Below are 25,148 nucleotides of genomic sequence, written 5' to 3' on the forward strand. Positions count from 1 at the left end.
TCATACCCATCGATCGGCCTCCGCTCCGCCCCACCCACGCCCATCGAACATGCAAAGGAACTGAGCACGCGTGACCAGAACGATTCTCGATATCCACATCCTCCAGACCGTCCCGCCGAGCAACCTCAACCGGGACGACACCGGCACCCCAAAATCCGCTGTCTACGGAGGCGTCCGCCGCGCCCGCGTCTCCAGTCAGGCGTGGAAGCGTGCCACGCGCAAGGCGTTCTCCGACCTGCTCGACGACTCCGAACTAGGGGTTCGGACCAAGAAAGTCGCCGAAGTACTGGCCGCTCGGATCACCGCTCTGGACGCGTCGACACCGCAGTCCGCCGCTGTGGAGCTGGCCGCCGAGACCATGCGGGCGGCGACCGGATCGAAGATCGAAATTCCCAAGCGCAAGGCGAAGGACAACGAGAACAGCGAAAGTGATGCTGCGCCTGAATCCGCCTATCTGATGTTCTTGAGCGGGCGCCAGATCAATTCCCTCGCGGAGCTGGCCGTCGAGGGCGGAAAGGGCGGAGATCTCAAGGCGCTCAAGGAGTTCTTCAAGGGCAGGGAGAACAAGGCACGCGCGAAGCAGCTGGTCGATACCGAACACTCCGTGGATATCGCGCTGTTCGGCCGTATGGTCGCGGACTCAACCGACCTCAACGTGGATGCGGCCGCTCAGGTGGCGCACGCACTGAGCGTGCACCCGGTCGAGGTCGAATCGGACTATTTCACGGCCGTCGACGACAAGAACACGGACGCCGAGATGGGTGCCGGCATGATCGGTTCCGTCGATTTCAACTCATCCACTCTCTATCGGTACGCGGCGGTCGATGTCGACAAGCTCCAGGAGAACCTGGGAACCGGGCTGCACGAGGGCCGTCCCGCCGAACCCACCCGGCGAGCCGTGGCGGCGTTCCTCGAAGGCTTCATCACCTCGCTCCCCACCGGGAAGATCAACACCTTCGGCCACCACACGCTGCCCGCCGCGGTCATCGTCAAGCTGCGGTCCCGGCGCCCCATCAGCTTCGTCGCCGCATTCGAGAAGCCCGTAGCCGTGGGTGCGGAGGGTGGCTACCTCCGGCAGAGCTGCGAACAACTCGCTGCGTATGTGCCCACTCTGGAAGAGGCGTTCGGGCTCACCGGCGACACGAAGAGCTGGGTGGTACGGGTGGGCGCTGATACCGAAGCTCTGTCCTCCCTCGGGACGGAGCTTCCGCTGCGGGACCTGGTGACGGCTGTGGGAGACGCCGTCACCGCCCGAATGGAGCCCGAGTCGGCAGCATCCGGGGCGGAGAGCCAGGCATGAGCGTGCTGCTGCTGCAGCTCGCGGGGCCCCTCCAGTCATGGGGGTCCGCGGCCCGCTTCACCCGCCGTACCACCGAGAACGCGCCGACCAAGAGCGGTGTCCTCGGGCTCGTCGCCGCTGCCCAGGGGCGTGCGAGGGACGCCGACATCTCCGATCTCGCCGCGCTGGAGTTCGGCGTACGCGTCGACCAGCCCGGCACCCGGCTCCGCGATTTCCAGACCGCGCACCACGCCGACTCGGGCAAAGCCATGCCCCTGTCGGAGCGCTTCTACCTCGCGGACGCGGTATTCGTGGCGGGCCTGGCAGGCGATCCCAAGCTCATCAACGCGCTGTACCGAGCACTGCTGGATCCGGTGTTTCTTCCCTACCTGGGACGGCGTTCCTGCCCGCCCTCACAGCCGATCACTATGGCGGAGCCCCGGGAAACCGGCCTCGAACAGGCCCTTCAGGAAGCGGAATGGAAAGCGTCGAAGTGGTACCAGGATCAGCGTGCCGCTCTTTCCCATCGCCGGACGGGGTCTGTTTCCCGCCCAGAGCAATTGGAGATCCTGCTCGACTGTCCCGGCGGTGAGACTCCGGACTCCACGCTGCGCGATCTGCCCCTGAGCTTCGATCCACGGCACAGGCAGTACGCGCTGCGCGGGATACGGGGAGGGCACGTTCCCGCTCCTCCCGATTCACCCACTGCCGCGTCGCAGCCACCGCCGCATGATCCGACCAGCCTGCTTTCGCCCGCCGCACCGAGGACAACCTGATGTATCTGACCCGCTTCCGCGTCAACACCGGACGATCCGATGCCCAGCGGTTGCTCAGTTCACCGCATCGCCTGCACGGTGCGGTGAACATGTCGTTCCCCACTCCCCCGCCCCGGGACGGGTCGGGCCCCCGGGTGCTGTGGCGCGTCGACCGCAACACGCCATCGGAGACCCTGCTGTTCATCGTCAGTCCCGCCCGGCCCGACCTCACCAATCTGGTCGACCAGGCAGGCTGGCCGGCGGCTGACGACCCTGGCTGGACGACCTTTGCCTACGGCCAGTTCCTCACCGCCCTCACCAAAGGGGATGCCTGGGGATTCCGGCTCACGGCGAACCCCGTGCACAGCATTCACCACAAGGACGCCAAGGAAGGCGAGCCGACCAAACGCGTCGCACACCAGACGCCGCATCACCAGATGCGCTGGCTGCTGGAGCGGCAGGAGCGTTCGGGATTCGAGATTATTCAGAAACCTGTGGAACGAAGGCTGTTGGAGCACGGCGATGAGCACGAACTGATCGTCCGGGACCAACGTCCCTGGCAGTTCCGCAGGGCTCCCGCGAAGACCAGCCGCGATGACGTCCGCTTCACCAAAGTGACGTTCGACGGGCGGCTGCGGATCACCGATCCGGACGTCTTCCGCCGCACGCTCACCCATGGTCTGGGGAAGGCCAAGGCGTACGGCTGCGGGCTGATGACGCTCGCCCCGGTGCGGTGACCATGACCAGCGTCAGCCGTCGAGGGGCTTCCTCACCGCGTGAACTCGCCCGGATCGGGGACCGTCTGTCCTTCGTCTACCTGGAGCGGTGCACCGTGCACCGGGACTCCAACGCGATCACCGCGGAGGACACGGACGGGGTGACGCACATCCCGTCCGCCACCATCGGAACCCTCCTGCTCGGACCGGGAACCCGCATCACCCACCAGGCGATGGCCGTTCTCGGTGACTCCGGCGCGGGAGTCGCGTGGGTCGGCGAGCACGGAGTGCGCTACTACGCAGGAGGGCGGGCGCTGACCCGCTCGTCAGGTCTGGTCGAGGCCCAGGCCACCGCCTGGGCGAACCGCAGGACCCGTCTGGAAGTGGCCCGCGCCATGTACCGGCTGCGATTCCCGGACGAAGACCCCGTCGGCCGTACCAGGCAGGAGCTTCTGAGCATGGAGGGCCGACGCCTCAAGGACTGCTACAAACGCGAGTCCGCCCGCACGGGCGTCGCCTGGCACCGCCGGGACTACCACCGCAACGACTTCGCCGCCGGGGACGCCCCCAACCAGGGCGTCACAGCGGCAGCACAGTGCATGTACGGCATCGCCCACGCCGTCGTCGCGGCGCTCGGCTGTTCCCCGGGGCTGGGCTTCGTCCACTCAGGTCACGAACGGTCATTCGTCCTCGACGTGGCCGACTTCTACAAGACGGACATCGCCATTCCGGCGGCATTCGACGCGGCGGCCGAGGGGGGAGAGGACGTCGCGGCACGAACACGCAGGATGCTCCGGGACCGTATCAACGAAACGGGACTGCTCGACCGCTGCGTCCGGGACATCAAGAATCTGCTGGGCTACGACGGCACACGCGACACGGCCGACACCCCTCAGGACCGTGTCACCCTCTTGTCCGACGGCGACCTCCCCGTCGAGAGCGGACGTAACCATGGCGACGAGATCATCTGGTGACCGTCATCATCCTGACCAACTGCCCAGTGGGCCTACGAGGTTTCCTCACCCGCTGGCTAATGGAAATCTCCCCGGGTGTCTTCCTCGGCGCCCCCTCGACGCGGGTACGCGATGCGCTGTGGAACGAAGTCCGCGCGTACTCGGGGCAAGGCAGGGCGCTGCTCGCCTACCAGACGAACAACGAACAAGGCTTCACGTTCGAAACCCACGACCACGCATGGCACCCGACCGACCACGAGGGCCTGACACTGATTCACCGGCCGAACTCCAAGCCGCAACAAGGCTCAGGGGGGCCGCCGGAAGTCCCACGCCAAGGCTGGAGCAAAGCGTCCAAGCGACGGAAGTTCGGGGGTGGGTAGTTGTCGCTGGGACGGGTGAGAGGGGAATGCCACGAGCCGCAAGTGGGGCGGTGGGGCGGTGAGACCGGTTCCTTGCCCTGGCTACCGATAAGGGAATTGAGTACCTAATGTCCGAATCCCAGGAAGTAAGTAAAAACAGCCTCCCGGCCAAGTAAAAGCCCAGGTCAGCTCCTGTGGTCCCCGCGCCTGCGGGGTTGGTCCCCAGCCCTTCCGTACCACGCTGGGAACCCCCGCGTGGTCCCCGCGCCTGCGGGGTTGGTCCCGTCTTCTGGGTATCGGCGATGCTGTCGTTGATGTGGTCCCCGCGCCTGCGGGGTTGGTCCCTCCTTCACCTCCGCGTGCGCAGCATCTCCGAGGTGGTCCCCGCGCCTGCGGGGTTGGTCCACAAGCGGCCACGTGAACCACCTCAGCTGAAGGGGTGGTCCCCGCGCCTGCGGGGTTGGTCCCTCGTCCGGCTGCATTGGGAACCTCACCGTTAGGTGGTCCCCGCGCCTGCGGGGTTGGTCCCCCACCCGCCATCCGCCAAAGACGCCGGAAGGAGTGGTCCCCGCGCCTGCGGGGTTGGTCCCTGGCCGGGGTCCAGGGCGTAGAACTCCCGGATGTGGTCCCCGCGCCTGCGGGGTTGGTCCCAGATGCGGGAGCCCCACCGCCATGGGCAGAGCGTGGTCCCCGCGCCTGCGGGGTTGGTCCCGTCGAGTGCGGCCCGCAGAGCCTCGGCGACGCGTGGTCCCCGCGCCTGCGGGGTTGGTCCCAAGACCGGCCGGCGCCACCAGCTGGCCCGTGAGTGGTCCCCGCGCCTGCGGGGTTGGTCCCGGTGAAGGTCCGAGTGCATAGAGCGCCAGAAGGTGGTCCCCGCGCCTGCGGGGTTGGTCCCTTCTAGTGCGACACAACCACCTCTTCGACTTTGTGGTCCCCGCGCCTGCGGGGTTGGTCCCGGCGTGCGGTGACAGCTGCACCCCGCAGGGTGGTGGTCCCCGCGCCTGCGGGGTTGGTCCCGGCAGATCCTCGACGACATCGCAGCCGCCACCGTGGTCCCCGCGCCTGCGGGGTTGGTCCCAGGAGTGGCCGGGCCCAGAAGCTCGATAGTCGGTGGTCCCCGCGCCTGCGGGGTTGGTCCCCAAGCTCCGGCCTGGCGAGCGCAGAGGACTCGGTGGTCCCCGCGCCTGCGGGGTTGGTCCCTGTCCGGCAACAACGAGGCGCCGATCGCGGTCGTGGTCCCCGCGCCTGCGGGGTTGGTCCCCCCGCCCAGCCAAAGGCCCCAGCCGTCCGCAAGTGGTCCCCGCGCCTGCGGGGTTGGTCCCACCGCCGCACCAGGCAACGCCTCCAGCAGCGCGTGGTCCCCGCGCCTGCGGGGTTGGTCCCCCCAGCCGGACGGGACGATCCGCCTCGCGGTCGTGGTCCCCGCGCCTGCGGGGTTGGTCCCTTCCCCTGGCGCACGGCACCGGGCAGCCAGCGGTGGTCCCCGCGCCTGCGGGGTTGGTCCTGCCATCTGCGAAGGTGACGGCAAGGCGAAAAGGTGGTCCCCGCGCCTGCGGGGTTGGTCCCCGGGACGCCCTGGACATCCTGGAAGCCAACTCGTGGTCCCCGCGCCTGCGGGGTTGGTCCCGCGGCGGCCTGTGCTGCCCGCTGGGTCTCCATGTGGTCCCCGCGCCTGCGGGGTTGGTCCCGACCAGACCGGCCCGGGGTAGCCGGACCACTGGTGGTCCCCGCGCCTGCGGGGTTGGTCCCCAAGCTCCTGGAGGATGCGACGGACTTCGGACGTGGTCCCCGCGCCTGCGGGGTTGGTCCCGTCGATAGAGCGGCCGTCCTCCGCTATGGCCAGTGGTCCCCGCGCCTGCGGGGTTGGTCCCCTGGTCATGGACGCGAACCCGATCACGCTCATGTGGTCCCCGCGCCTGCGGGGTTGGTTCCCGGCATGGTGCTGCAGGTAAGTCGCCGTCCATGTGGTCCCCGCGCCTGCGGGGTTGGTCCCTTGTGGGGCACCTCCGCGGCCGTGACGTCATCGTGGTCCCCGCGCCTGCGGGGTTGGTCCCATCGCGGCCCGCGTCAGCGCCCTGTCCCTTCGGTGGTCCCCGCGCCTGCGGGGTTGGTCCCGCCCCCGATGCAGTTCCGGCGGTGAACGAGATGTGGTCCCCGCGCCTGCGGGGTTGGTCCCGGTCTTCAGCACTCCCAGCTGATCGCCATATCCCCGCCCTCCCTCAGACCCTCCCGGGAGGGAAGCAGACCCCCAATCCCTCCTCCGCGCCCCCACCAGCCACTCCAACAACGTTGTCACGCAAGCCCATTGACCTTGAATCGCAGCCCGCCATACCTTCGCCGGGCAGCCGCTGACCGCGGTCTGCGCCAGAGGAGGTCGTGCCCGTGCGCCCCACCGCCCCGCTCATCCTCGCCGCCGCAGCCACCGTCCTCGTCGCAGGTTCGCTCACCGCCTGTGGCAGTGGATCACGCAGTGATCCGGACACCGTCAGGGTCGTCTACAACCGGTCGACCGACAACAACGTCCGCTTCAAGGACCAGTTCCTGGAGTCCATGAAGAAGGAGTTCGAGAAGGCCCACCCCGGCAAGAAGATCCAGCTCGTCCCGATCCAGGCGCCGGACGACGACTACGCGACCAAGGCGCAGCAGATGATGCGCTCCCCCAGGACGGCGCCCGACCTGGTCTACGAGGACACCTTCCGGATCAACTCCGACATCGAGGCCGGGTATCTGCGCCCGCTGGACGCCTATCTGGCGAAGTGGCCGGCCTGGAGCCATTTCGTGGATACCGCGAAGGCGGCGGCGAAGGCGGGGGACGGGAAGACGTACGGCGTTCCGGACGGTACGGACACCCGGGGGCTCTGGTTCAACAAGCGCCTGTTCGCCAAGGCGGGGCTGCCCGCCGACTGGCATCCGAGGACCTGGGCGGACGTGCTGGACGCCGCCCGCACCATCAAGAAGAAGGTTCCGGGCGTGATCCCGCTGAACGTCTTCACCGGCAAGGCGCCCGGCGAGGTCGCGGTGATGCAGGGCTTCGAGATGCTGCTGTACGGAACCGGTGACAACCCGCTCTACGACCCGGCGGCGAAGAAGTGGGTCGCCGGGGGAAAGGGCTTCAAGGACGCGCTCGACTTCGTACGCACGGTGTACGGCGAGAAGCTGGGACCTGACCCGTCGGACGCCCTCGACGCGAACATCAACACCACGGTGGGCACCGAGTTGCTGCCCGAGAGCAAGCTGGCCATCGATCTGGACGGCTCCTGGCTCGGACAGTTCTGGCTCGCCAAGGGCACCAGGAAGTGGCCCGAGTGGAGCACGACGCTCGGGCAGGCGCCGATGCCGACCCAGCGCGGGCAGGCCCCCGGCCAGGTCTCGATGTCCGGCGGGTGGACCTGGGCGATCCCGCAGAAGTCCGGGAACGCCGCGCTCGCCTGGGAGTTCATCCAGCAGTTGCAGCAGAAGGAGAACGCCGTCCGGTGGGACGTGGCAGACGCCCAGATCGCGGTACGCGACGACGTGGCGGCGGACCCGGCGTATCTGAACTCCATGCCGGGCATCAAGTTCTTCACCTCACTGGTGAAGAACACCCACTACCGGCCCGCGCTGCCCGTCTATCCGCAGGTGTCGTCCGCGATCGGCGAGGCCCTGGAGTCGGTGACCAGCGGTGACTCCACTCCGGCCGGTGCGGCGAAGTCGTACGACGACCAGCTGAAGTCGATCACCGGCGGCGCGGTCGTCGACAGGACCGGATGAATACCGGCGGAGGGGCCGATACGGCGACGGGAGGGCGGCGGCGGCCGGTCCGCTGGCTGCCGCTGGCCCCCGCCACGCTTCTGCTGCTGCTCTTCCTGGCGGGGCCCATCTGCTACTGCGTCTACATCGCCTTCACCAATATGCAGCTCACCGGCTCGTCGCACACGGACTTCGTGGGCCTGGCCAACTTCCGGCGGGCGCTGTCGGACGAGCGGTTCCGCAACGCCGTGTGGCTCACGCTGGTCTTCACGTTCGTCTCGTCGGTCGTCGGCCAGAACACGCTGGGGCTGGCGCTGGCCGGTCTGATGCGCCGCGCCTCGCGCACCGTCCGCACGCTGACCGGTGCACTGGTCATCACGGCCTGGGTGCTGCCGGAGATCGTCGCGGCCTTTCTCCTGTACGCGTTCTTCCGCCGCGAGGGCACCCTCAACGCGGTGCTGGACCTATTCCATCTCCCGGGCCAGAACTGGCTGTTCACCCTGCCGATCCTCGCCGTGTCGTTCGCCAACGTCTGGCGCGGCACCGCCTTCTCGATGCTCATCTACTCGGCGGCGCTCGCGGAGATCCCCGAGGAGATCACCGAGGCCGCCGAGGTGGACGGCGCGAGTGGCTGGCGGGCGGTGTGGCACATCACGCTGCCGATGATCCGGCGTTCGATCGGCACCAATCTGATGCTCAACACCCTTCAGACCCTCTCGGTGTTCGGGCTGATCTGGGCGATGACCCGCGGTGGCCCCGGCGACCGCAGCCAGACGCTGCCGGTCTTCATGTACGACCAGGCGTTCACCAAGAGCCTCATCGGCTACGGCACCGCGGTGGCGCTGCTGCTGCTCCTGGTGGGGTCGCTGTTCTCGGTCGTCTATCTCCGGCTGATGAAGGTGGAGGTCTGATGCGGCGGACTCAGCTGGCCCCGACGCGCCGGACACACATCCCCCTGACCCGCCGGGCCCGGCGCAGGCTGGCCGCGGACGCGGCGCTGCTCGTGGTGGCCGCCGCGTTCGTGCTGCCGCTCGCCTGGCTGGTGCTGGCCTCGTTCGACGACGGGGCGACCCTGCGCGTACGGGTGCCGTCGTCGCCCACCCTGGACAACTTCTCGGCGGTCCTCACCGACGAGATCACCTTCACGCCGATGCTCAACAGTCTGGTGCTGTGCGGCAGCGCGACCGTGCTGACGGTGGTCTGCGCGGCCCTCGCGGCGTACCCGCTCTCCCGCTACCGGTCGCGGTTCAACCGGCCGTACCTGCTCACGATTCTCTTCTCGACCTGTCTGCCGATCACCGCAGTCATGGTCCCGGTGTACGGACTCTTCGTCCAGGTCGATCTGGTCGACACGGTGTACGGCACCGCCCTCTTCCTCGCCACCTCCCAGCTCCCCTTCGCCATCTGGCTGATGAAGAACTTCATGGACGGTGTCCCGAAGGTGCTGGAGGAGGCGGCCTGGACGGACGGGGCGTCCATGCCGCAGACTCTGCGGCGGGTGGTGCTGCCGCTGATGGGGCCGGGGGCGACGGTCGTGATGATCTACACGTTCATCATGCTCTGGGGGAACTTCTTCGTCCCGTTCATGCTGCTGCTCAGCCCGGACCAGCTGCCTGCGTCCGTCACGATCTTCACGCTCTTCGGCAACTACGGATCGGTGGCCTACGGCCAGCTGGCGGCCTTCTCGATCCTCTACTCGACGCCCGTTCTGGTGCTGTACATCCTGATCTCGCGGCGGCTGGGCGGCGGCTTCGCCCTGGGAGGGGCCGTCAAGGGGTGAGATCCGACGGCCGGGGTGGCGCCGCCCCGCAGAATCCCAGGACCTGAGCACCGCGGCGCCTCAGGACCGCAGGGTTTCGGGCCGTTACTCCCGTATGTTTCTCCACATACCGAGACTGTGCGAACAAACCGTATTCGTGGGACCACAGTTGCCCTTACCGTGTGCCCGTGCACCAGACCCCGCCCTTCGATGCCCCCGCCGCGCGCCGTCTGCGCGAGGCGCTGGGCATGGCACCCGGCCATGTCGCCTACGGGCTGCGAGCCCAGTACGGACTCCTCGTCACGCCGGATGTGGTGGCCGCCTGGGAACGCGGCCTCCAGTCACCGACCGCACGGGAACTGACGGCGCTGGCCGGGGTGCTGTGGTGCTCCCCCGGCGACCTGCTGGTCGAGGCGGTCACCCTGCGCGAGCACCGGCTGGCCCGCGGAATGGCACCGGACGACGTGGCCCGGCTGGTCGGCATGGACACCGGGGCGTATCTGAAGGTCGAGGACTCGGGCCGCTGGCGGGGCAACGAACGCCAGTCGGCTGCGCTCGCCGAGGCCCTCTCGCTGACCCCGGCGGCGTTCCTCACGGCGACGGGCCGCGACGGGGAGCTGGCCGGCATCCTGACCAGCGCGGTGACGACCCGCTGGCAGGCCCACGTGCGGGCCATGGCCAAGCTCGTACCGCTGCCCCGCCCCGAGCTGGAGCAAGTGCTGGAACGGCTGCACTCCGACTACCAGGCACTGATGGTGAAGACCCTCAGCTGGGGTTCGACGGAGGACGCCGGCACGGGCGACGCGGGGCGGGCGTTCCTGGACTCGATCGTGGTGCGGTTCTGGGAGCTCGCCGGGGGCTGAGGCGGCCCCCGGCGCGTCCCGGACCTAGAAGACCGACTCCGCCTCGTACATCCGGCTCTCGTCGACCGTCTTCAGATGGGTCACCGCGTCCGCCAGCGGCACCATCGCGATGTCCGTGCCGCGCAGCGCCGTCATGTTGCCGAAGTCGCCGCGGTGCACCGCCTCCACCGCGTGCCAGCCGAAGCGCGTCGCCAGGACGCGGTCGTACGCGGTGGGGGTGCCGCCGCGCTGGACGTGGCCGAGGATGACCGGCCTGGCCTCCTTGCCGAGTCGGGTCTCCAGTTCGATGGCGAGGCGGGTCCCGATGCCGGCGAAGCGCTCGTGGCCGAACTGGTCGATGACGCCCTTCTCGTACGGCATCGAGCCCTCGGCCGGGTGGGCGCCCTCGGCGACGCAGATGACGGCGAACCGCTTCCTGCGGGCGAAGCGCTCCTCGACCATCTTCACCAGGTCGTCGACCTCGAAGCGGCGCTCGGGCAGGCAGATGCCGTGGGCGCCGCCCGCCATGCCGGACTCCAGGGCGATCCACCCCGCGTGCCGGCCCATGACCTCGACGACCATCACGCGCTGGTGCGACTCGGCGGTGGTCTTCAGCCGGTCGATCGCCTCGGTCGCGACGCCGACGGCCGTGTCGAAGCCGAAGGTGCGGTCGGTGCCCGAGATGTCGTTGTCGATGGTCTTGGGAACGCCCACCACGGGCATCCCGGCGTCGGAGAGCATCCGGGCCGCGGTGAGGGTGCCCTCGCCGCCGATCGGGATGAGCGCGTCGATGCCGTAGCGCTCGGTCAGCTCGGCGCAGTTCTCGGCGGCCTCGCGCAGCCGGTCGCGCTCCAGGCGGGCGGAGCCGAGGATGGTGCCGCCGCGGGCGAGGATGCCGCTGACCGCGTTGAGGTCGAGGGGGCGGTAGTGGCCGTCGAGCAGGCCCTTGAAGCCGTCCTCGAAGCCGATGACTTCGTCGTTGTGCCCGGCCACGGCACGGTGCACGACCGACCGGATGACGGCATTGAGGCCGGGGCAGTCGCCGCCCGCGGTGAGGACTCCGATGCGCATCGTGCTGGTTCTCCTGCTCCTAGTGGTACCTGCGAGCCGTGCCGATTCTTCCACGGCCGGTCGACGCGGTGGGTTCGCGGCCGTCCCGTACCCAGGCGTGGACAGGCGGCCTAGCCAGCCCCGAGGGTACTGTCAAGAGGGCGCGCCGGGCCGCCGCGGGCGCCCTCGGGCCCCGGCGCGGCTGTCGGGGAGCCCCCGGGACGCCACGGTGCCACCCGGCGGGAACCGGCGGAAACAGACCACGAGGCAGAGGACGGAGAACACGCGTGACGCGCAGCGTGTACGTGACCGGGATCGATCGCGGCGACGGCCGCCAGGTCGTCGAGCTGGGGGTCATGGAGCTCCTCACCCGCCAGGTGGACCGGGTGGGGATCTTCCGGCCGCTGGTGCACGACGCGCCGGACCGGATGTTCGAGCTGCTGCGGTCCCGCTACCGGCTGAGCCAGGACCCTGCGTCGGTGTACGGCATGGACTACCACGAGGCGTCCGCCCTCCAGGCCGAGCAGGGCACCGACGAACTCGTCTCGCACCTGGTCGGCCGCTTCCACGAGGTGGCCCGCGCGTACGAGGTGGTGCTCGTACTCGGCACGGACTTCTCCGGCACCCAGCTCCCCGACGAGCTGTCCCTGAACGCGCGCCTGGCGAACGAGTTCGGCGCGTCGGTGATCACGGTCGTGGGCGGCAAGGGCCAGACGCCCGAGTCCGTACGCTCCGAGACCCGCAACGCCTACCGTGCGTACGAGGCGCTGGGCTGCGACGTCATCACCATGGCGGTGAACCGGGTCGCTCCCGGCGACCGCGCGGAGCTGGCCGGACAGCTCGCCGCGCAGCTTCCGGTGCCGTGCTCGGTGCTGCCCGACGAGCCGGCGCTGGCCGCGCCGACGGTCGCCCAGATCAGCCACGCGCTGGGCGGCACGGTCCTGCTCGGCGACGAGGCGGGGCTGGCCAGGGACGCGCTGGACTTCGTGTTCGGCGGGGCGATGCTGCCGAACTTCCTGAACGCGCTGACGCCCGGCTGCCTGGTCGTCACCCCCGGCGACCGGTCGGACCTGGTGGTCGGCTCGCTCGCCGCGCACAGTGCGGGCACCCCGCCGATCGCCGGTGTGCTGCTGACGCTGGACGAGCGCCCGGGCGAGGAGATCCTCACGCTGGCCGGCCGGCTGGCACCCGGCACCCCGGTGGTCGCCGTGACGGGCGGGTCGTTTCCCACCGCGGGTGAGCTGTTCGCCCTGGAAGGCCGGATGGACGCGGCGACCCCGCGCAAGGCGGAGACCGCGCTGGGCCTCTTCGAGCGCCATGTGGACACCGCTGAGCTGCTGGACCGGCTCTCGGTGGCCCGCAGCGGCCGGGTCACCCCGATGATGTTCGAGCACGATCTGCTGGAGACCGCGCGGGCCGACCGCCGCCGGGTGGTGCTGCCCGAGGGCACCGAGGAGCGGGTGCTGCGCGCCGCCGACATCCTGCTGCGCCGCGGGGTCTGCGACCTGACGCTGCTCGGCGATCCGGAGACGGTCCGCAGGAGGGCGGCCGACCTGGGCATCGACCTGTCGCGGGCGGAGGTCACCGACCCGGAGACCTCCGAGCTGCGGCAGCGGTTCGCCGAGGTGTACGCGAAGCTCCGTGCGCACAAGGGCGTCACCGTCGAGCTGGCCCACGACGTGGTCGCGGACGCCTCGTACTTCGGCACGCTGATGGTGCAGGAGGGCCTGGCCGACGGCATGGTGTCGGGCGCGGTGCACTCGACGGCCGCCACGATCCGGCCCGCCTTCGAGATCATCAAGACGAAGGCGGACGCGTCGATCGTCTCGTCGGTGTTCTTCATGTGTCTGGCCGACAAGGTGCTGGTGTACGGCGACTGCGCGGTCAACCCCGACCCGGACGACAGGCAGCTCGCGGACATCGCCATCCAGGCCGCGGCGACCGCGGCCCAGTTCGGTGTGGAACCGCGCATCGCGATGCTCTCGTACTCGACCGGCACCTCGGGGTCCGGTGCGGACGTCGACAAGGTGCGCCGGGCCACCGAGCTGGTCCGGGCGGCCAGGCCGGATCTGCTGATCGAGGGGCCCATCCAGTACGACGCGGCGGTCGAGCCGTCCGTGGCGGCGACCAAACTGCCGGGGTCGGCGGTCGCGGGACAGGCCAGCGTGCTGATCTTCCCCGACCTCAACACCGGCAACAACACCTACAAGGCCGTGCAGCGCTCGGCCGGCGCCGTGGCCGTGGGCCCGGTGCTCCAGGGGCTGCGCAAGCCGGTCAACGACCTGTCGCGGGGCGCGCTCGTCGAGGACATCGTCAACACCGTCGCGATCACCGCGATCCAGGCTCAGGGCGAGGGCCGCAGCCGCGCCCAGGAGGAATCCGTATGACCGCCACCCGTGTTCTCGTTCTCAACTCCGGCTCCTCGTCGGTGAAGTACCAGCTCCTGGACATGGCGGACGGCAGCAGGCTCGCGACGGGCCTGGTCGAGCGGATCGGCGAGGAGACCTCCCGGATCCGGCACACGCTGCTCGCGGACGGCGGCTCGACCCGTGAGCAGGCCGGGCGCATCGCCGACCACGCCGCGGCGCTGAAGGCCGTCGCGGCCGAGCTGGACGCCGACGGGCTCGGCCTCGACTCCCCCGAGCTGGCCGCGATCGGCCACCGGGTGGTGCACGGCGGGCTGCGGTTCACCGCTCCGACCGTCGTGGACGACGCGGTGCTCCAGGAGATCGAACGCCTGGTGCCGGTCGCCCCGCTGCACAACCCCGCGAACATCACCGGCATCCGCACCGCCCGCGAGCTGCGCCCCGACCTTCCCCAAGTGGCCGTGTTCGACACCGCGTTCCACACGACGATGCCGGAGTACGCGGCCCGGTACGCCATCGACGTGGCGACCGCGGACGCCCACCGCATCCGCCGGTACGGGTTCCACGGCACCTCCCACGCGTACGTCTCGCGGAAGACCGCCGCCCTGCTGGGCCGGACGCCCGAGGAGGTCAACGTCATCGTGCTGCACCTCGGCAACGGGGCGTCGGCGTCCGCGGTGGCGGGCGGGGTCTGCGTGGACACCTCCATGGGGCTGACGCCGCTGGAGGGCCTGGTGATGGGAACACGCTCCGGTGACATCGATCCGGCCGTGATCTTCCACCTCACCCGGGTGGCCGGAATGTCCGTCGACGAGATCGACGCGCTGCTGAACAAGAAGAGCGGTCTGGTCGGGCTCTGCGGGGACAATGACATGCGGGAAATCGTCCGCCGGATCGACGAGGGAGATCAGCGGGCGGAACTCGCCTTCGATATCTACGTACAGCGGTTGAAGAAGTACATCGGTGCCTATACCGCGGTACTGGGCCGGGTCGACGCCGTGGCGTTCACCGCGGGTGTCGGTGAGAACTCGGCTCCGGTGCGCGCGGCCGCCGTCGCGGGCCTGGAGGGGCTGGGCCTCGCGGTCGACGACGGGCTCAATGGCGTACGTTCCGACAAGGCGCGGATGATTTCCCCGGAGGGGTCCCGGGTGGCTGTGGCCGTGGTTCCGACGGATGAGGAACGTGAAATCGCGCAGCAGGTATACGCCTTGGTGAATGACTGACACCTGAGCGCCGTACCGCCCATTTGTACTTTCCGCCAGACGGAATATTCCGTTGCGAAACAAACCGATAGGATCCGCCTCATGCGCCGTTCCAAAATCGTCTGCACACTGGGCCCAGCCGTCGACTCCTATGAGCAGCTGAAAACGCTCATCGAGGCCGGCATGAATGTGGCCCGTCTGAATATGAGCCACGGGTCCCACGCTGAGCACGAGGAGCGGTACCACCGCGTCCGCAAGGCTTCACAGGACACGGGCCGCGCCGTGGGGGTCCTCGCCGACCTCCAGGGCCCCAAGATCCGCCTGGAGACCTTCGCCGAGGGCCCCGTCGAGCTGGTGCGCGGTGACGAGTTCACCATCACCGCCGAGGACGTCGCGGGTGACAAGACCATCTGCGGCACCACCTACAAGGGCCTGCCCGGCGATGTCACCAAGGGCGACCCGATCCTGATCAACGACGGGAACGTCGAGCTGAAGGTCGTCGAGGTCGAGGGCCCCGAGGTCAGGACCATCGTCATCGAGGGCGGTGTCATCTCCGACCACAAGGGCATCAACCTGCCCGGCGCGGCGGTGAACGTCCCGGCCCTGTCCGAGAAGGACATCGACGACCTGCGGTTCGCGCTGCGGATGGGCTGCGACCTGGTCGCGCTCTCCTTCGTGCGCGACGCGAGCGACGTCATCGACGTGCACAAGATCATGGACGAGGAGGGCCGCCGGGTCCCCGTCATCGCCAAGGTCGAGAAGCCGCAGGCGGTCGCCCACATGGAGGGCGTCGTCGCGGCCTTCGACGGGGTCATGGTGGCCCGTGGTGACCTGGCCGTCGAGTACCCGCTCGAAAAGGTCCCGATGGTGCAGAAGCGCCTCATCGAGCTCTGCCGCCGCAACGCCAAGCCGGTGATCGTCGCGACCCAGATGATGGAGTCGATGATCACCAACTCGCGCCCGACGCGCGCCGAGGCGTCCGACGTCGCCAACGCCATCCTCGACGGTGCCGACGCGGTCATGCTCTCCGCCGAGTCGAGCGTGGGCGCGTACCCGGTCGAGACCGTCAAGACGATGTCGAAGATCGTGGTCGCCGCCGAGGAGGAGCTGCTCTCCAAGGGCCTCCAGCCGCTGGTGCCCGGTAAGAAGCCGCGCACCCAGGGTGGTTCGGTGGCCCGTGCGGCCTGCGAGATCGCGGACTTCCTGGACGCGAAGGCGCTGGTCGCCTTCACCCAGTCCGGTGACACGGCACGCCGCCTCTCCCGCTACCGCACCTGCCAGCCGATCCTGGCCTTCACGACGGACGAGGCGACCCGCAGCCAGCTCGCGCTGAGCTGGGGCGTCGAGTCGTACGTGGTCCCGCACGTGGACAACACCGACGCGATGGTCGACCTGGTCGACGCCGAGCTGCTGAAGCTCAAGCGCTACAACGACGGCGACCGCATGATCATCACCGCGGGCTCGCCCCCCGGTGTCCCCGGCACCACCAACATGGTCCGGGTGCACCACCTGGGCGGCGAGGACACCCAGAGCTGACCCGGCCTCCCGCTCGTACGGCTGTGGCCCGCACCCCGCTGACCGGGGTGCGGGCCACAGCCGCGTCGCCACAGCCGCGCCGCCACAGCCGCGCCGCTGAGCACCGGGTGGACGTGGATGTGGATGTGGAACTCGTCGATCAGCCCGCGCGCCATGACCCCGCCACAGCCGCCGCGGACTCGCCGCCCGTGCGCCGGGAGCGCCGCCGGGAGCGGACGGAGACGGCCGTCGCGAGGACCAGCGCGAGGCCCACGGCCAGCAGATGCTCGCGCCCCGCGAGGTTCGGCCTCAGCACCGACTGGACGACGATCACCCCGGTCGTCAGCACGGCGAGCACCGGGGCGCGCCGGACCACGGCCAGATAGGCGAAGAGCCCGGCCACGGCGGCCGAGGGCCCGGTGTCGAGGACGTGCGCGGTCTCGGGCGGCAGTCCGAACGGGCCGTGCCCGAGCGCGATCATCGCCCGGGCGCCCAGCGTGCCCGCGAGGGACGTGGCGCAGGCGATCAGCAGGGTCCGGGCGCGGCCGATGACGAGTTCGGCGAGCGCGAAGGCCAGAAACAGCCTGGGCAGCCCCGCCCACACGGGCAGCCCGGGGTCCGTGAGGACCAGTGAGACAGGGGTACGCAGCAGGACCAGCGGGAGGGGCAGGTCGGCCCGGACCTCGCCGGTCAGCCGTATCGCCGCGGCGCCCGCGTGGGTCCGTATGAGCTCATGAACGACGATCACCGCGAGGACGGTCAGCACGCCCAGCGCGACGCCCGGCACCCCGCGCCGTCCGAACTCCCGCGCGGGTCCGACAACGATCCGCAGCCACTCGCCCCGCAGCAGGTCCTTCGCGTACGCGGTGAACCGGCTTCCGGCGGGCCGCAGTCGTATTCGCTCGGCAGGCCCGCTCCGGTCGTCGCCGGTCGCACGGCACCCGTCGACAGCCCCCACCGCCCACTCCCTCATGCTCCCCGTTGACCCGGAGCCACCATACGGCTGTGGCCCGCACCCTCGAAGCAGAGGGTGCGGGCCACAGCCGTTTCCGCGGCTCCCGGAAGTTCGCTCGCCGGCGGGTCAGGCGCCGGTGAAGTAGTTCTGGAGACCGGGCACATGGAGCGTGCCGCCGAACTGGCCTGCCTGCTTCACCGTGACGTTCGTGAAGAACGCGAACGGTACGTTGATCGGCGGCGGGGAGTCGGGGCTGAACGTGATCGGGATGAGGCCGAAGAGATTGCCCTTCAGCGACTCCGTGTACATCGTGACCTGGCCGTCACGGATGGTCGACGTCGAGCCCGACGCGGCCTTCACATGGCCGGTGGACCCGTTCGGGCCGACGGTCATCTGGTGCAGGTCCTTGATGTCCAGGGAGGACGAGGTGAACTTCAGGACCTTCTTGATCTTGCCGCTGCCCGTCCTGACCTCGACAATGCCCTTGTAGTCCAGGCCGTTGAGGGTCAGCATCGAGCTCTTCAGCGTCCACGGGTCGTCGGGCAGGGCGGGGATGCCCTGTTCCAGATCGGCCGCGGCGAGCGCCTTCGGGTCGGCGGTCGGGCACGGGTAGGACGGCTTGGCGCCGTCCGGGATGGCCGTGTCCTTCTTCGGGTCCAGGCCCTTGGCGCCGGAGGCGAGTTCCTTGACCGGCTTGCCGGCCTCGGCGGCCGCCTCACGGATCTTCTCGGCGGTCTTGTCGGCGGCGCTCGTCGCCGCGCCGACCGTCTTCCCGACGGGGTCCCCAGCGGCCTTCTTCTCGGCCGACTTCTTCTCGGCGGCCTTCTTCTCGGCCGACTTTTTGTCCGCCGCCTTCTTCTCGGCTGCCTTCTTCTCCGCCGCGGTCTTCCCGGCCGTCTTGGACGACGCGGAGGACGACGGGTCCGGGGACGGGCTCGCCGTGTCCTTGTCCTTGTCCGGGTTGAACAGGTGCTTGAGCGCGTCACCCACACCCAGCGGGTCCAGCGGGTTCTTCGACTCGGTCGCGGCCGGCGACGGGCTGGAGGAAGAGGACGCCTGGTCCGAAGCGGAGAAACCGGACGTGGATCGCGCCGACTTCTTCGTGTTGTTCGCGTCGTTCGCGGAACCGGTCCCGCTCGCCGACGGCGTGGCCGACGGGGACGGGGTGTCGGCGCTCTTGCCGTCCGCCGAGGCCTTGGCGTCCTTCCCGGCCTTCTTGGCCTTGTCCGACGCGCTGTCCGAGGGGCTCGGCGAGTCGGACGGCTTCGCCGACGGGCTCGGGTCGTCGGAGCGGGACACGCACGGTCCGGCCGCGAACGGGATGTCGCCCTGGTCGTCGGCCATCGCCAGCTTGGGGGTGAGACCCATCCCGACGAACACCGCGGTGGGCATGGCGGCCAGGGCTATCGCCTTGCTCGCGGGTATGTGCAGCTTCGTCAGCAGCGACTTCCTGGGGGCCGCGTGACGGCCCCCTCTTCTCTCCCGGACGTCGTCGCCTTCGGTGGTACTCAGCTGCGCTTCGTCACCCCGCACGGTGCCTCCCACCGTTGGCATCCACTGTCGTGTCCTTGTCATACGCCCCGGACGGCTGCTCGGGGATGGCCGGTGCCTGGCCGAAGGGCAGGAACTCGTCAGCGGGAGCGCCGCCTTCGGGCATACCTCCGCGCGGAGTCCCACCCTCGGAGCCGCCCTGGGCGGGCACCGCCGGGTCGGCCTTCGGCTTCGCCGGTGCCCAGGAGAGCGAGAGCGCCCCGCCGAGCATCGCCAGCAGGAAACCGACGATGAAGCCACCGAGGTTCGCCACCGGGAGGGAGATCAGCGCCAGCAGGATCGCCGCTATCCCCGCGAACACCCGGACGGCACCGTGGAACCACATGGTCACACCGAGCGTGACGAGCAGCACGCCGATGATCAGCGACCCGGCGCCCCCGGTGGTGGACATCGCCAGCGTCACATTGCCGAGGTGCATGTTGGCGTACGGGAAGTAGGCGATCGGCACGCCTCCCACCATGGTGAACAGGCCCGCCCAGAAGGGTCGGTTCCCCCGCCACGCGCGGAAGCGAAGCCGCCAGTAGGTGAAATCGCGGGAACCTGTGGACTCGGCGCTCATGGAAAACAGCTCCCTGGTACCGGTGTTGCTCTGAGAAGTAGGGGGGTTCGGGCGGCCGCAGTGCCGGGTGCGCGCTCCGGCCGCCCGGGCGTGCTTAGTAGCACTCCTTGACGCCCGACTTGAGCCTCAGGCTCAAGTTGCTGAGCTTGAAGGTGCCGGCCGTGGTCGCCCACGCCGTCTGCTTCACGTGCTTCAGCGTCGCCTCGTCGGCGCGCTGCGCGAAGCCGTTCGGATTGACGGCCTTCTCCGTACCGTGCTCGATGCCCGTCTTGTTCGACGGGTCACCGGCCGCCACGCCGATGTCGATGTTCTTGAACGTCGCGTCGGCGTCGAGGCTCGCGACATCGAGGTACAGATTCGTTGCCTCGACCGGCTTCTTGGCGTTGGTGCCCGCGTGCAGCTGCAGCGTGACGCTGCCGAGGCCGAACGGCAGGTTCGGCGTGACCACCGACTGGCACATGTTGTTGATCGTCGCGCTGCTGAAGCCCGAAACGGCCACCGCGTGAGCAGCTGCCTTGCCGTTCAGGTCCTTGCCGGTCGCGACACTGCCGTACTGGACGAAGTCCTGGCCGACCAGCTGGTCGGCACTGACCTTGAAGCTCTGGCCGGACACGCTGAACGAAGCGGCGAGCGCACCCTGCGCGAGGCCTACGCCCACCGCTGCGGTGGCGACCACGCTCGGCACCATGACAAGCGCGAACCGCTTCCATCTGGTTCCGCCACGTACCTGGGAACTCACTTAGTTTCCTCCTTCTCGGACGTACATCTCCGGATCGGGTTCGAAGCCCGTCCTGGGATGGGAGAAGTGCTACGTCCTCGGGAAGGAGAGCGCCCGGTCCAGAAGCGCGAACCGCGTCCGAAACACCGGCGATCACCCCCGAGCGACAACCACTGGCCACGCCTTCGCGCAACCGCTGGACAGGCCCCGCCGGGTGGCAGGAACCCCCCTGTCCCGCAGCCGGCGCCACTGCCGCCGACCGGCTCGGTGGGGACCCAAGCGGCCACGCCGCGGTTGGATGCCGCGCTGGTGCGTTATTGGACCGAGCGTGGCCGATCGTGGTGCATTTGCGGCTGCGACACAAGGGGTTCGTTACCGGCTAGTAACGGCCGGATAACCGAACCGCGACCGGCCGATATCGCGCGGGCACGCAGGGTGGAGCCGACCCGGACGCCACATCGGGCGGTAGATACCCATAACCGGGCAGAAGGAGGTACTGCATTTACTCGGAGTAACAGGCGGCCGCAATTGCCAAGTTTTGGCAAAGTACGGCCGCCTGTTATCGCTGTGTCGCCAAATCGTCAGCGTCAACCCGCTGACACCGTGCGTTTAGTGACTGTTCAGAACCGGCGTCAGAACAGCACGCGTGCCAGGGCGGAGCGGGCCGCGGTCACCCTCGGGTCGTCGGATCCGATCACTTCGAAGAGCTGGAGCAGATGGACCCGGGCGGCCTCGCGGTCGTCACCCACCGTGCGCTGCACCGTCTGGACCAGACGGCCGAAGGCGTCCTCGACATGGCCGCCGACCAGATCGAGGTCGGCCGCGGCGATCTGTGCCGGGACGTCAGCGGGGCGGTCGGCCGCGTCCTTCCGGACCTGCTGGGGATCCAGATCCTGGACCCTGCCGAGCAGTTCGGCCTGCGCGAGGCCGAGCTTGGCCTCCTCGTTGGCCGGGTCGTCCGAGAGAACACTCCGGTACGCCCGGACCGCGCCGTCGAAGTCATTGGCGTCCAGCGCGGAGACGGCCGCTTCGAGCTGCGCGTCGTAGGGGCCGGCCGGCACCTCGGCGGGCTCGGCGTCCGCGGCGGGCGGCGCCGCGTCCGGGTCCACCGCGATCCCGGTGATCCCGAAGCGCTCCTCACCGACCTGGATCAGCTGGTCGAGGGTCCCGCGGATCTGGTCCTCGGGCGCCGCACCCTGGAAGAGCGGCAGGGCCTGCCCGGCGACGACGGCGAAAACGGCCGGGATCCCCTGGATCCCGAACTGCTGCATCAGCATCTGGTTGGCGTCGACGTCGACCTTGGCGAGCAGGAAGCGGCCGTTGTACTCGACGGCGAGGCGTTCGAGCAGGGGGCCGAGCTGCTTGCACGGCTGGCACCACTCGGCCCAGAAGTCGATGACGACCGGGACCTCGGCGGAGCGCTGGATGACATCGCGCTCAAAACCGGCTTCGTCGACATCGATCACCAGCGAGACGGGCGAGACCGCCGCGGCACCGCCGTTCCTGGCGGTCTCGGCGCGTGCCTGCTCCGCTTTCTGCCGGGCCTCGCCGGCGGCCTTCACTGCGGCGAGGTCGACGACGCCGCTCATGGACATGTTCCTAGGCTGCATACGTACATCCTCCCCCCTCCGCCGCTCGTTCAGGAAAGCCGTTCAGGAAAGCTGTCGGCGTAATCCGCCGGTGGTGCGGGCCCGGCCCGTCCGTACACCCCCCGCCGGATGCGGGGCGTACGGGACGGACGCGGACCATCGGACCGGCCCCGATGAAGGGCCGGAGGCAGGCGCAGGGTCCCCACCCTGGCGCCAGTGGCTCCGTCGTGCTGTTGTGTCACCCGGTTGTCGCGTGGTCGTCGCGGTGTGCTCGTGCAGCCGGGGGCGCGCTTGCGCCTCCTTACGCTACGAGTCGTAGCGTAACTGGTCGACCGGGAGCAGCGGGCGTAAATTCTCCGGCCGTTTCCCGTGATCTGACTCACGGCAGCTGAGCTACTGACCGGTATGGTCGCGGTCATGCCCCTCAGCAAGCCCTCCCGAACGGGTCGCCCACGCTCCGCAGAGGCCGATACCGCGATCCTCGTGGCGACGAGAGCCGCGCTGGTCGACCTGGGCTGGTCGAAGCTGACCATGGGCGACGTGGCGACCCGCGCCGGGGTGGCCAAGACGACGCTCTACCGCCGCTGGTCGCACAAGAACGAGCTGGTCGTGGACGCCGTGGCGGTCCTCTTCGACGAACTCGAACTGCCCGACCGGGGCAGTCTGGCCGCCGACATCGAGGGCGTGGTGCTCCAGTTCGCGGCGCTGCTCGCACGGCCCGAGACCAAGACCGCGCTGATGGCGGTGGTCGCCGAGTCGATCAGTGACGAGGCGCTGCGCGCCCGGATCCGCTCGGCCATCGTCGACCGGCAGAAACGGCTGGTGACCATCGGCCGGGAGCGGGCCCAGGCCCGGGGTGAACTCCCCGCCGGGGAGGACCCCGAGACCTCGGCCCGGCACACCGACCTGATCTTCGACGTGGTCGCGGGCGCGGTGGTGCACCGGGCGCTGGTGAGCGCGGAGCCGGTGGACGAGGAGTGGGCGCGCGAGTTCACCGTGCTGCTCTGCGGCGGGCTCAGCGCTCCGGCCCCGCCCGCGTGAGTCCCGCGGATCAGACCTGGTAGCGGTCCGCAGCGAACAGGTGCAGGTGTTCCGCGATCCACTCCGACGTGTGCTTGAGCCCCTCGGCGAGCGGGACCTCGGGCTGCCAGCCCGCCCACTCGCGGGCCCGCGAGTTGTCCGACAGCAGCCGCTGGACCTCGCTGCCCGACGGGCGGAGCCTGGCCGGGTCGACGACGATCTCCGCGTCCCGGCCGGAGGCCGCTGTCAGCGCCTGTGCCAGGTCCCCGATCGAAATCTCCTGGCCGGTACCGAGGTTGACGCTCTCGCCCAGCGCCCGGTCGCAGTCGGCCAGCGCGAGGAAGCCGCGCGCGGTGTCCGTGACATAGGTGAAGTCGCGGGTCGGGGTGAGTGAGCCGAGCTTGATCTCCCGTGCCCCGGAGTGGAGTTGGGCGAGGATGGTGGGGATGACGGCGCGCGCGGACTGCCGGGGGCCGTACGTGTTGAAGGGCCGCACCACCGTCACCGGCAGTTCGAACGCGTGCCAGTGCGACAGCGCCATCATGTCCGCACCGATCTTGGAGGCGGAGTACGGGGACTGCGGCTGGAGCGGGTGCTGTTCGCTGATCGGGGCGGTGAGCGCGGTTCCGTACACCTCGCTGGTGGAGGTGTGCAGGAGGCGGCGTACGGAGTGCCGGCGGCAGGACTCGGCGATGTTCTCGGTGCCGACGACGTTTGTGGCGACGTAGGCGCCGGGGGCGTCGTAGCTGTACGGGATACCGATCAGCGCGGCGAGGTGGAAGACGGTGTCGCAGCCCGCGACGGCGTCGTCGACCCGGCCCGCGTCCCGGACGTCGCCCGCCACCATCTCGACCTGGGAGCTGCCCAGATGGCGGGCGAGGTGGCCCTTCTCGCCGTACGGCTTGTAGTGGACGAACGCCCGGACCCGCGCCCCCTGCTCCACCAGGAGGTCGACCAGGGTGGAGCCGATGAAGCCCTCGGCCCCGGTGACGAGGACGGTGCGGTTCTGCCAGACGGACGTGGTCTGCGAGGCGGTCATGAGGTGAACTCCCTTGCGTGGGACAGGCTTGAGTGGGACAGGACGTGGGCGGCGAGCAGATCCGCTGCCCGGGCGTGGTGGGAGGGGCCGGCCGCACCGCTCATCGCGGCGAGCCGGGCGGGGTCGGCGAGGAGCGGGCCCGCCACTTCGGCGAGCCGCTCCGCCGTCGTCTCTTCGTCGGCGATCAGCACCCCGGCCCCGGCGTCGCTGAGGACGCGGGCGTTGTGCGTCTGGTGGTCGCCCGGCGCGTGCGGATAGGGCACGAGGATCGCGGGCACCCCGGTGGTGGCGAGCTCGGCGACCGTGGCGGAGCCGGCCCGGCAGACGACCAGGTCGGCCGCGGCGTACGCGAGGTCCATCCGGTCCAGGTAGGGAACGGCGCGGGCGATCCGGCAGCCGCCCTCGTCGGCGAGCCGGGTCCTGGCCGCATCCAGGGCCGCCGGACCGGTCTTGATGAGCAGATGGACGTCCGTACGCGCCTGCCAGCGGGCCGCGAGCCCGACCGCGGCGGCGGTGAGCCGGGCCGCGCCGAGGCTGCCGCCGTTGACAAGGAGCAGCCGGGCCCCGTCCGGCACACCGAGCGCGCGGCGGGCCTCCGCCCGCAGCGCGGGACGGTCGAGGGCCGCGATCGGTGCGGCGATCGGCATCCCGACCGTCTCCGCGTTCTCGCCGCCCGCGAGGTGGGCGCGGCTGCGGTCGAAGGCGACGGTGAGGTGCGGGGTGAGCCGGGCCGCGAACTGGTTGGCGCGCCCCGGCACCGCGTTGGACTCGTGGATGACGCTCGGCACGCCGGCCATCCGGGCGCCCAGGATCACCGGCGCGCTGGGGTAGCCGCCCATGCCGACCGCGGCGTGGGCCCCCTGCTCGCGCAGGATCGTCCGGCACTGCACGCCGGACTTCAGCAGCGCGGCGGGCAGCAGATAGCGCCTGGCGCCGAGCGCCGGGTCGAAGGGGATCATGTCGACGGTGTGCAGCGGGTATCCGGCGCCGGGTATCAACGTGGATTCGAGGCCGCGCTCGGTGCCGACGAAGGAGATCACCGCGTCGGGTACGGCCCGGCGCAGTGCGTCGGCGAGGGCCAGACCGGGGTAGATGTGACCGCCGGTGCCGCCCGCACCGATCACGACGGAGAGTGGTGTGCGCATGGACAGCACACTCGCGGCGGGGGGTAAGAAGGTTCTAAGAGCCGGGT

General features: G+C 69.8%; 21 protein-coding genes and 1 CRISPR repeat array. Of the genes, 13 read left to right on the forward strand and 8 right to left on the reverse strand.

The window, feature by feature from the left end:
• Positions 1-70 precede the first annotated feature (70 nt).
• The 9 genes from cas7e to OG285_RS09115 all read left to right on the forward strand — a co-directional run bounded on the left by cas7e (position 71) and on the right by OG285_RS09115 (position 10,413).
• On the forward strand, positions 71-1,300 hold the full coding sequence (gene cas7e, locus OG285_RS09075; RefSeq protein WP_356827049.1) for a type I-E CRISPR-associated protein Cas7/Cse4/CasC: 1,230 nt from the start codon (positions 71-73) through the stop codon (positions 1,298-1,300).
• Positions 1,297-2,055, forward strand: a complete 759-nt coding sequence (gene cas5e / locus OG285_RS09080) for a type I-E CRISPR-associated protein Cas5/CasD (protein WP_371790696.1) — start codon at positions 1,297-1,299, stop codon at positions 2,053-2,055. Before cas7e ends, cas5e begins: the two co-directional genes overlap by 4 nt.
• Entirely contained in the window at positions 2,055-2,771 is a 717-nt protein-coding gene (cas6e, locus tag OG285_RS09085; RefSeq protein WP_371790697.1) for a type I-E CRISPR-associated protein Cas6/Cse3/CasE, read from the forward strand. The genes cas5e and cas6e overlap by 1 nt, the downstream gene beginning before the upstream one ends.
• A gap of 2 nt (positions 2,772-2,773) precedes the next feature.
• On the forward strand, positions 2,774-3,724 hold the full coding sequence (gene cas1e, locus OG285_RS09090; protein ID WP_371790698.1) for a type I-E CRISPR-associated endonuclease Cas1e: 951 nt from the start codon (positions 2,774-2,776) through the stop codon (positions 3,722-3,724).
• Complete coding sequence (cas2e, locus tag OG285_RS09095) at positions 3,721-4,083, forward strand: type I-E CRISPR-associated endoribonuclease Cas2e (RefSeq protein ID WP_371790699.1); 363 nt, start codon at positions 3,721-3,723, stop codon at positions 4,081-4,083. The genes cas1e and cas2e overlap by 4 nt, the downstream gene beginning before the upstream one ends.
• Before the next feature lie 173 nt (positions 4,084-4,256).
• Positions 4,257-6,238: direct repeats of the CRISPR family, unit length 29 nt; unit sequence GTGGTCCCCGCGCCTGCGGGGTTGGTCCC.
• Positions 6,239-6,444: 206 nt separating this feature from the next.
• Positions 6,445-7,812, forward strand: coding sequence for an extracellular solute-binding protein (locus tag OG285_RS09100; protein WP_371790700.1), 1,368 nt, complete (start codon positions 6,445-6,447; stop codon positions 7,810-7,812).
• Positions 7,809-8,702, forward strand: coding sequence for a carbohydrate ABC transporter permease (locus OG285_RS09105; RefSeq protein WP_371790701.1), 894 nt, complete (start codon positions 7,809-7,811; stop codon positions 8,700-8,702). The genes OG285_RS09100 and OG285_RS09105 overlap by 4 nt, the downstream gene beginning before the upstream one ends.
• Positions 8,702-9,571: a carbohydrate ABC transporter permease gene (locus tag OG285_RS09110; protein ID WP_371790702.1), complete on the forward strand. Its 870-nt coding sequence runs from the start codon at positions 8,702-8,704 to the stop codon at positions 9,569-9,571. The genes OG285_RS09105 and OG285_RS09110 overlap by 1 nt, the downstream gene beginning before the upstream one ends.
• Before the next feature lie 167 nt (positions 9,572-9,738).
• On the forward strand, positions 9,739-10,413 hold the full coding sequence (locus OG285_RS09115; protein ID WP_371790703.1) for a helix-turn-helix domain-containing protein: 675 nt from the start codon (positions 9,739-9,741) through the stop codon (positions 10,411-10,413).
• A gap of 24 nt (positions 10,414-10,437) precedes the next feature.
• Here the strand turns inward: OG285_RS09115 and OG285_RS09120 are convergent, their stop codons facing one another.
• The gene (locus OG285_RS09120; RefSeq protein ID WP_356827058.1) at positions 10,438-11,463 is read right to left on the reverse strand and encodes an ATP-dependent 6-phosphofructokinase; all 1,026 of its coding nucleotides are present in this window, start codon (positions 11,461-11,463) and stop codon (positions 10,438-10,440) included.
• 266 nt (positions 11,464-11,729) lie between these two features.
• Between OG285_RS09120 and pta the strand changes: the two genes are divergently transcribed.
• From pta to pyk, 3 genes are all read left to right on the forward strand, one after another.
• A complete protein-coding gene (pta, locus tag OG285_RS09125) occupies positions 11,730-13,829 on the forward strand; it encodes a phosphate acetyltransferase (RefSeq protein WP_356827059.1) in 2,100 nt (699 codons plus the stop codon).
• Positions 13,826-15,031, forward strand: a complete 1,206-nt coding sequence (locus OG285_RS09130) for an acetate kinase (protein ID WP_371790704.1) — start codon at positions 13,826-13,828, stop codon at positions 15,029-15,031. The genes pta and OG285_RS09130 overlap by 4 nt, the downstream gene beginning before the upstream one ends.
• A gap of 81 nt (positions 15,032-15,112) precedes the next feature.
• A complete protein-coding gene (pyk, locus tag OG285_RS09135; protein WP_356827061.1) occupies positions 15,113-16,546 on the forward strand; it encodes a pyruvate kinase in 1,434 nt (477 codons plus the stop codon).
• A gap of 139 nt (positions 16,547-16,685) precedes the next feature.
• Here the strand turns inward: pyk and OG285_RS09140 are convergent, their stop codons facing one another.
• The 5 genes from OG285_RS09140 to OG285_RS09160 form a co-directional block, all read right to left on the reverse strand.
• Positions 16,686-17,483, reverse strand: a complete 798-nt coding sequence (locus tag OG285_RS09140) for a hypothetical protein (RefSeq protein WP_371790705.1) — start codon at positions 17,481-17,483, stop codon at positions 16,686-16,688.
• Positions 17,484-17,606: 123 nt separating this feature from the next.
• Complete coding sequence (locus OG285_RS09145) at positions 17,607-19,013, reverse strand: hypothetical protein (protein ID WP_371790706.1); 1,407 nt, start codon at positions 19,011-19,013, stop codon at positions 17,607-17,609.
• Entirely contained in the window at positions 19,003-19,590 is a 588-nt protein-coding gene (locus tag OG285_RS09150; RefSeq protein ID WP_356827063.1) for a DUF6114 domain-containing protein, read from the reverse strand. The genes OG285_RS09145 and OG285_RS09150 overlap by 11 nt, the downstream gene beginning before the upstream one ends.
• Positions 19,591-19,684: 94 nt before the next feature.
• Positions 19,685-20,329, reverse strand: a complete 645-nt coding sequence (locus tag OG285_RS09155; RefSeq protein ID WP_371790707.1) for a DUF6230 family protein — start codon at positions 20,327-20,329, stop codon at positions 19,685-19,687.
• A 611-nt stretch (positions 20,330-20,940) separates the two neighbouring features.
• On the reverse strand, positions 20,941-21,918 hold the full coding sequence (locus OG285_RS09160; protein WP_356827065.1) for a tetratricopeptide repeat protein: 978 nt from the start codon (positions 21,916-21,918) through the stop codon (positions 20,941-20,943).
• A 396-nt stretch (positions 21,919-22,314) separates the two neighbouring features.
• Between OG285_RS09160 and OG285_RS09165 the strand changes: the two genes are divergently transcribed.
• Positions 22,315-22,938 carry a TetR/AcrR family transcriptional regulator gene (locus tag OG285_RS09165; RefSeq protein ID WP_356827066.1) on the forward strand — a complete coding sequence of 208 codons (624 nt, stop codon included), beginning with the start codon at positions 22,315-22,317 and terminating at the stop codon, positions 22,936-22,938.
• 10 nt (positions 22,939-22,948) lie between these two features.
• On the opposite strand, the gene OG285_RS09170 is transcribed toward OG285_RS09165, so the two are convergent.
• Together OG285_RS09170 and OG285_RS09175 are read right to left on the reverse strand one after the other, a co-directional pair.
• The gene (locus OG285_RS09170) at positions 22,949-23,956 is read right to left on the reverse strand and encodes a GDP-mannose 4,6-dehydratase (RefSeq protein ID WP_356827067.1); all 1,008 of its coding nucleotides are present in this window, start codon (positions 23,954-23,956) and stop codon (positions 22,949-22,951) included.
• Entirely contained in the window at positions 23,953-25,101 is a 1,149-nt protein-coding gene (locus OG285_RS09175) for a glycosyltransferase (protein ID WP_371790708.1), read from the reverse strand. The genes OG285_RS09170 and OG285_RS09175 overlap by 4 nt, the downstream gene beginning before the upstream one ends.
• Between the last annotated feature and the right edge of the window lie 47 nt (positions 25,102-25,148).

Origin of the sequence: Streptomyces sp. NBC_01471 (assembly GCF_041438865.1) — a bacterium.
In the GTDB taxonomy this organism is placed as follows: Bacteria; Actinomycetota; Actinomycetes; order Streptomycetales; family Streptomycetaceae; genus Streptomyces.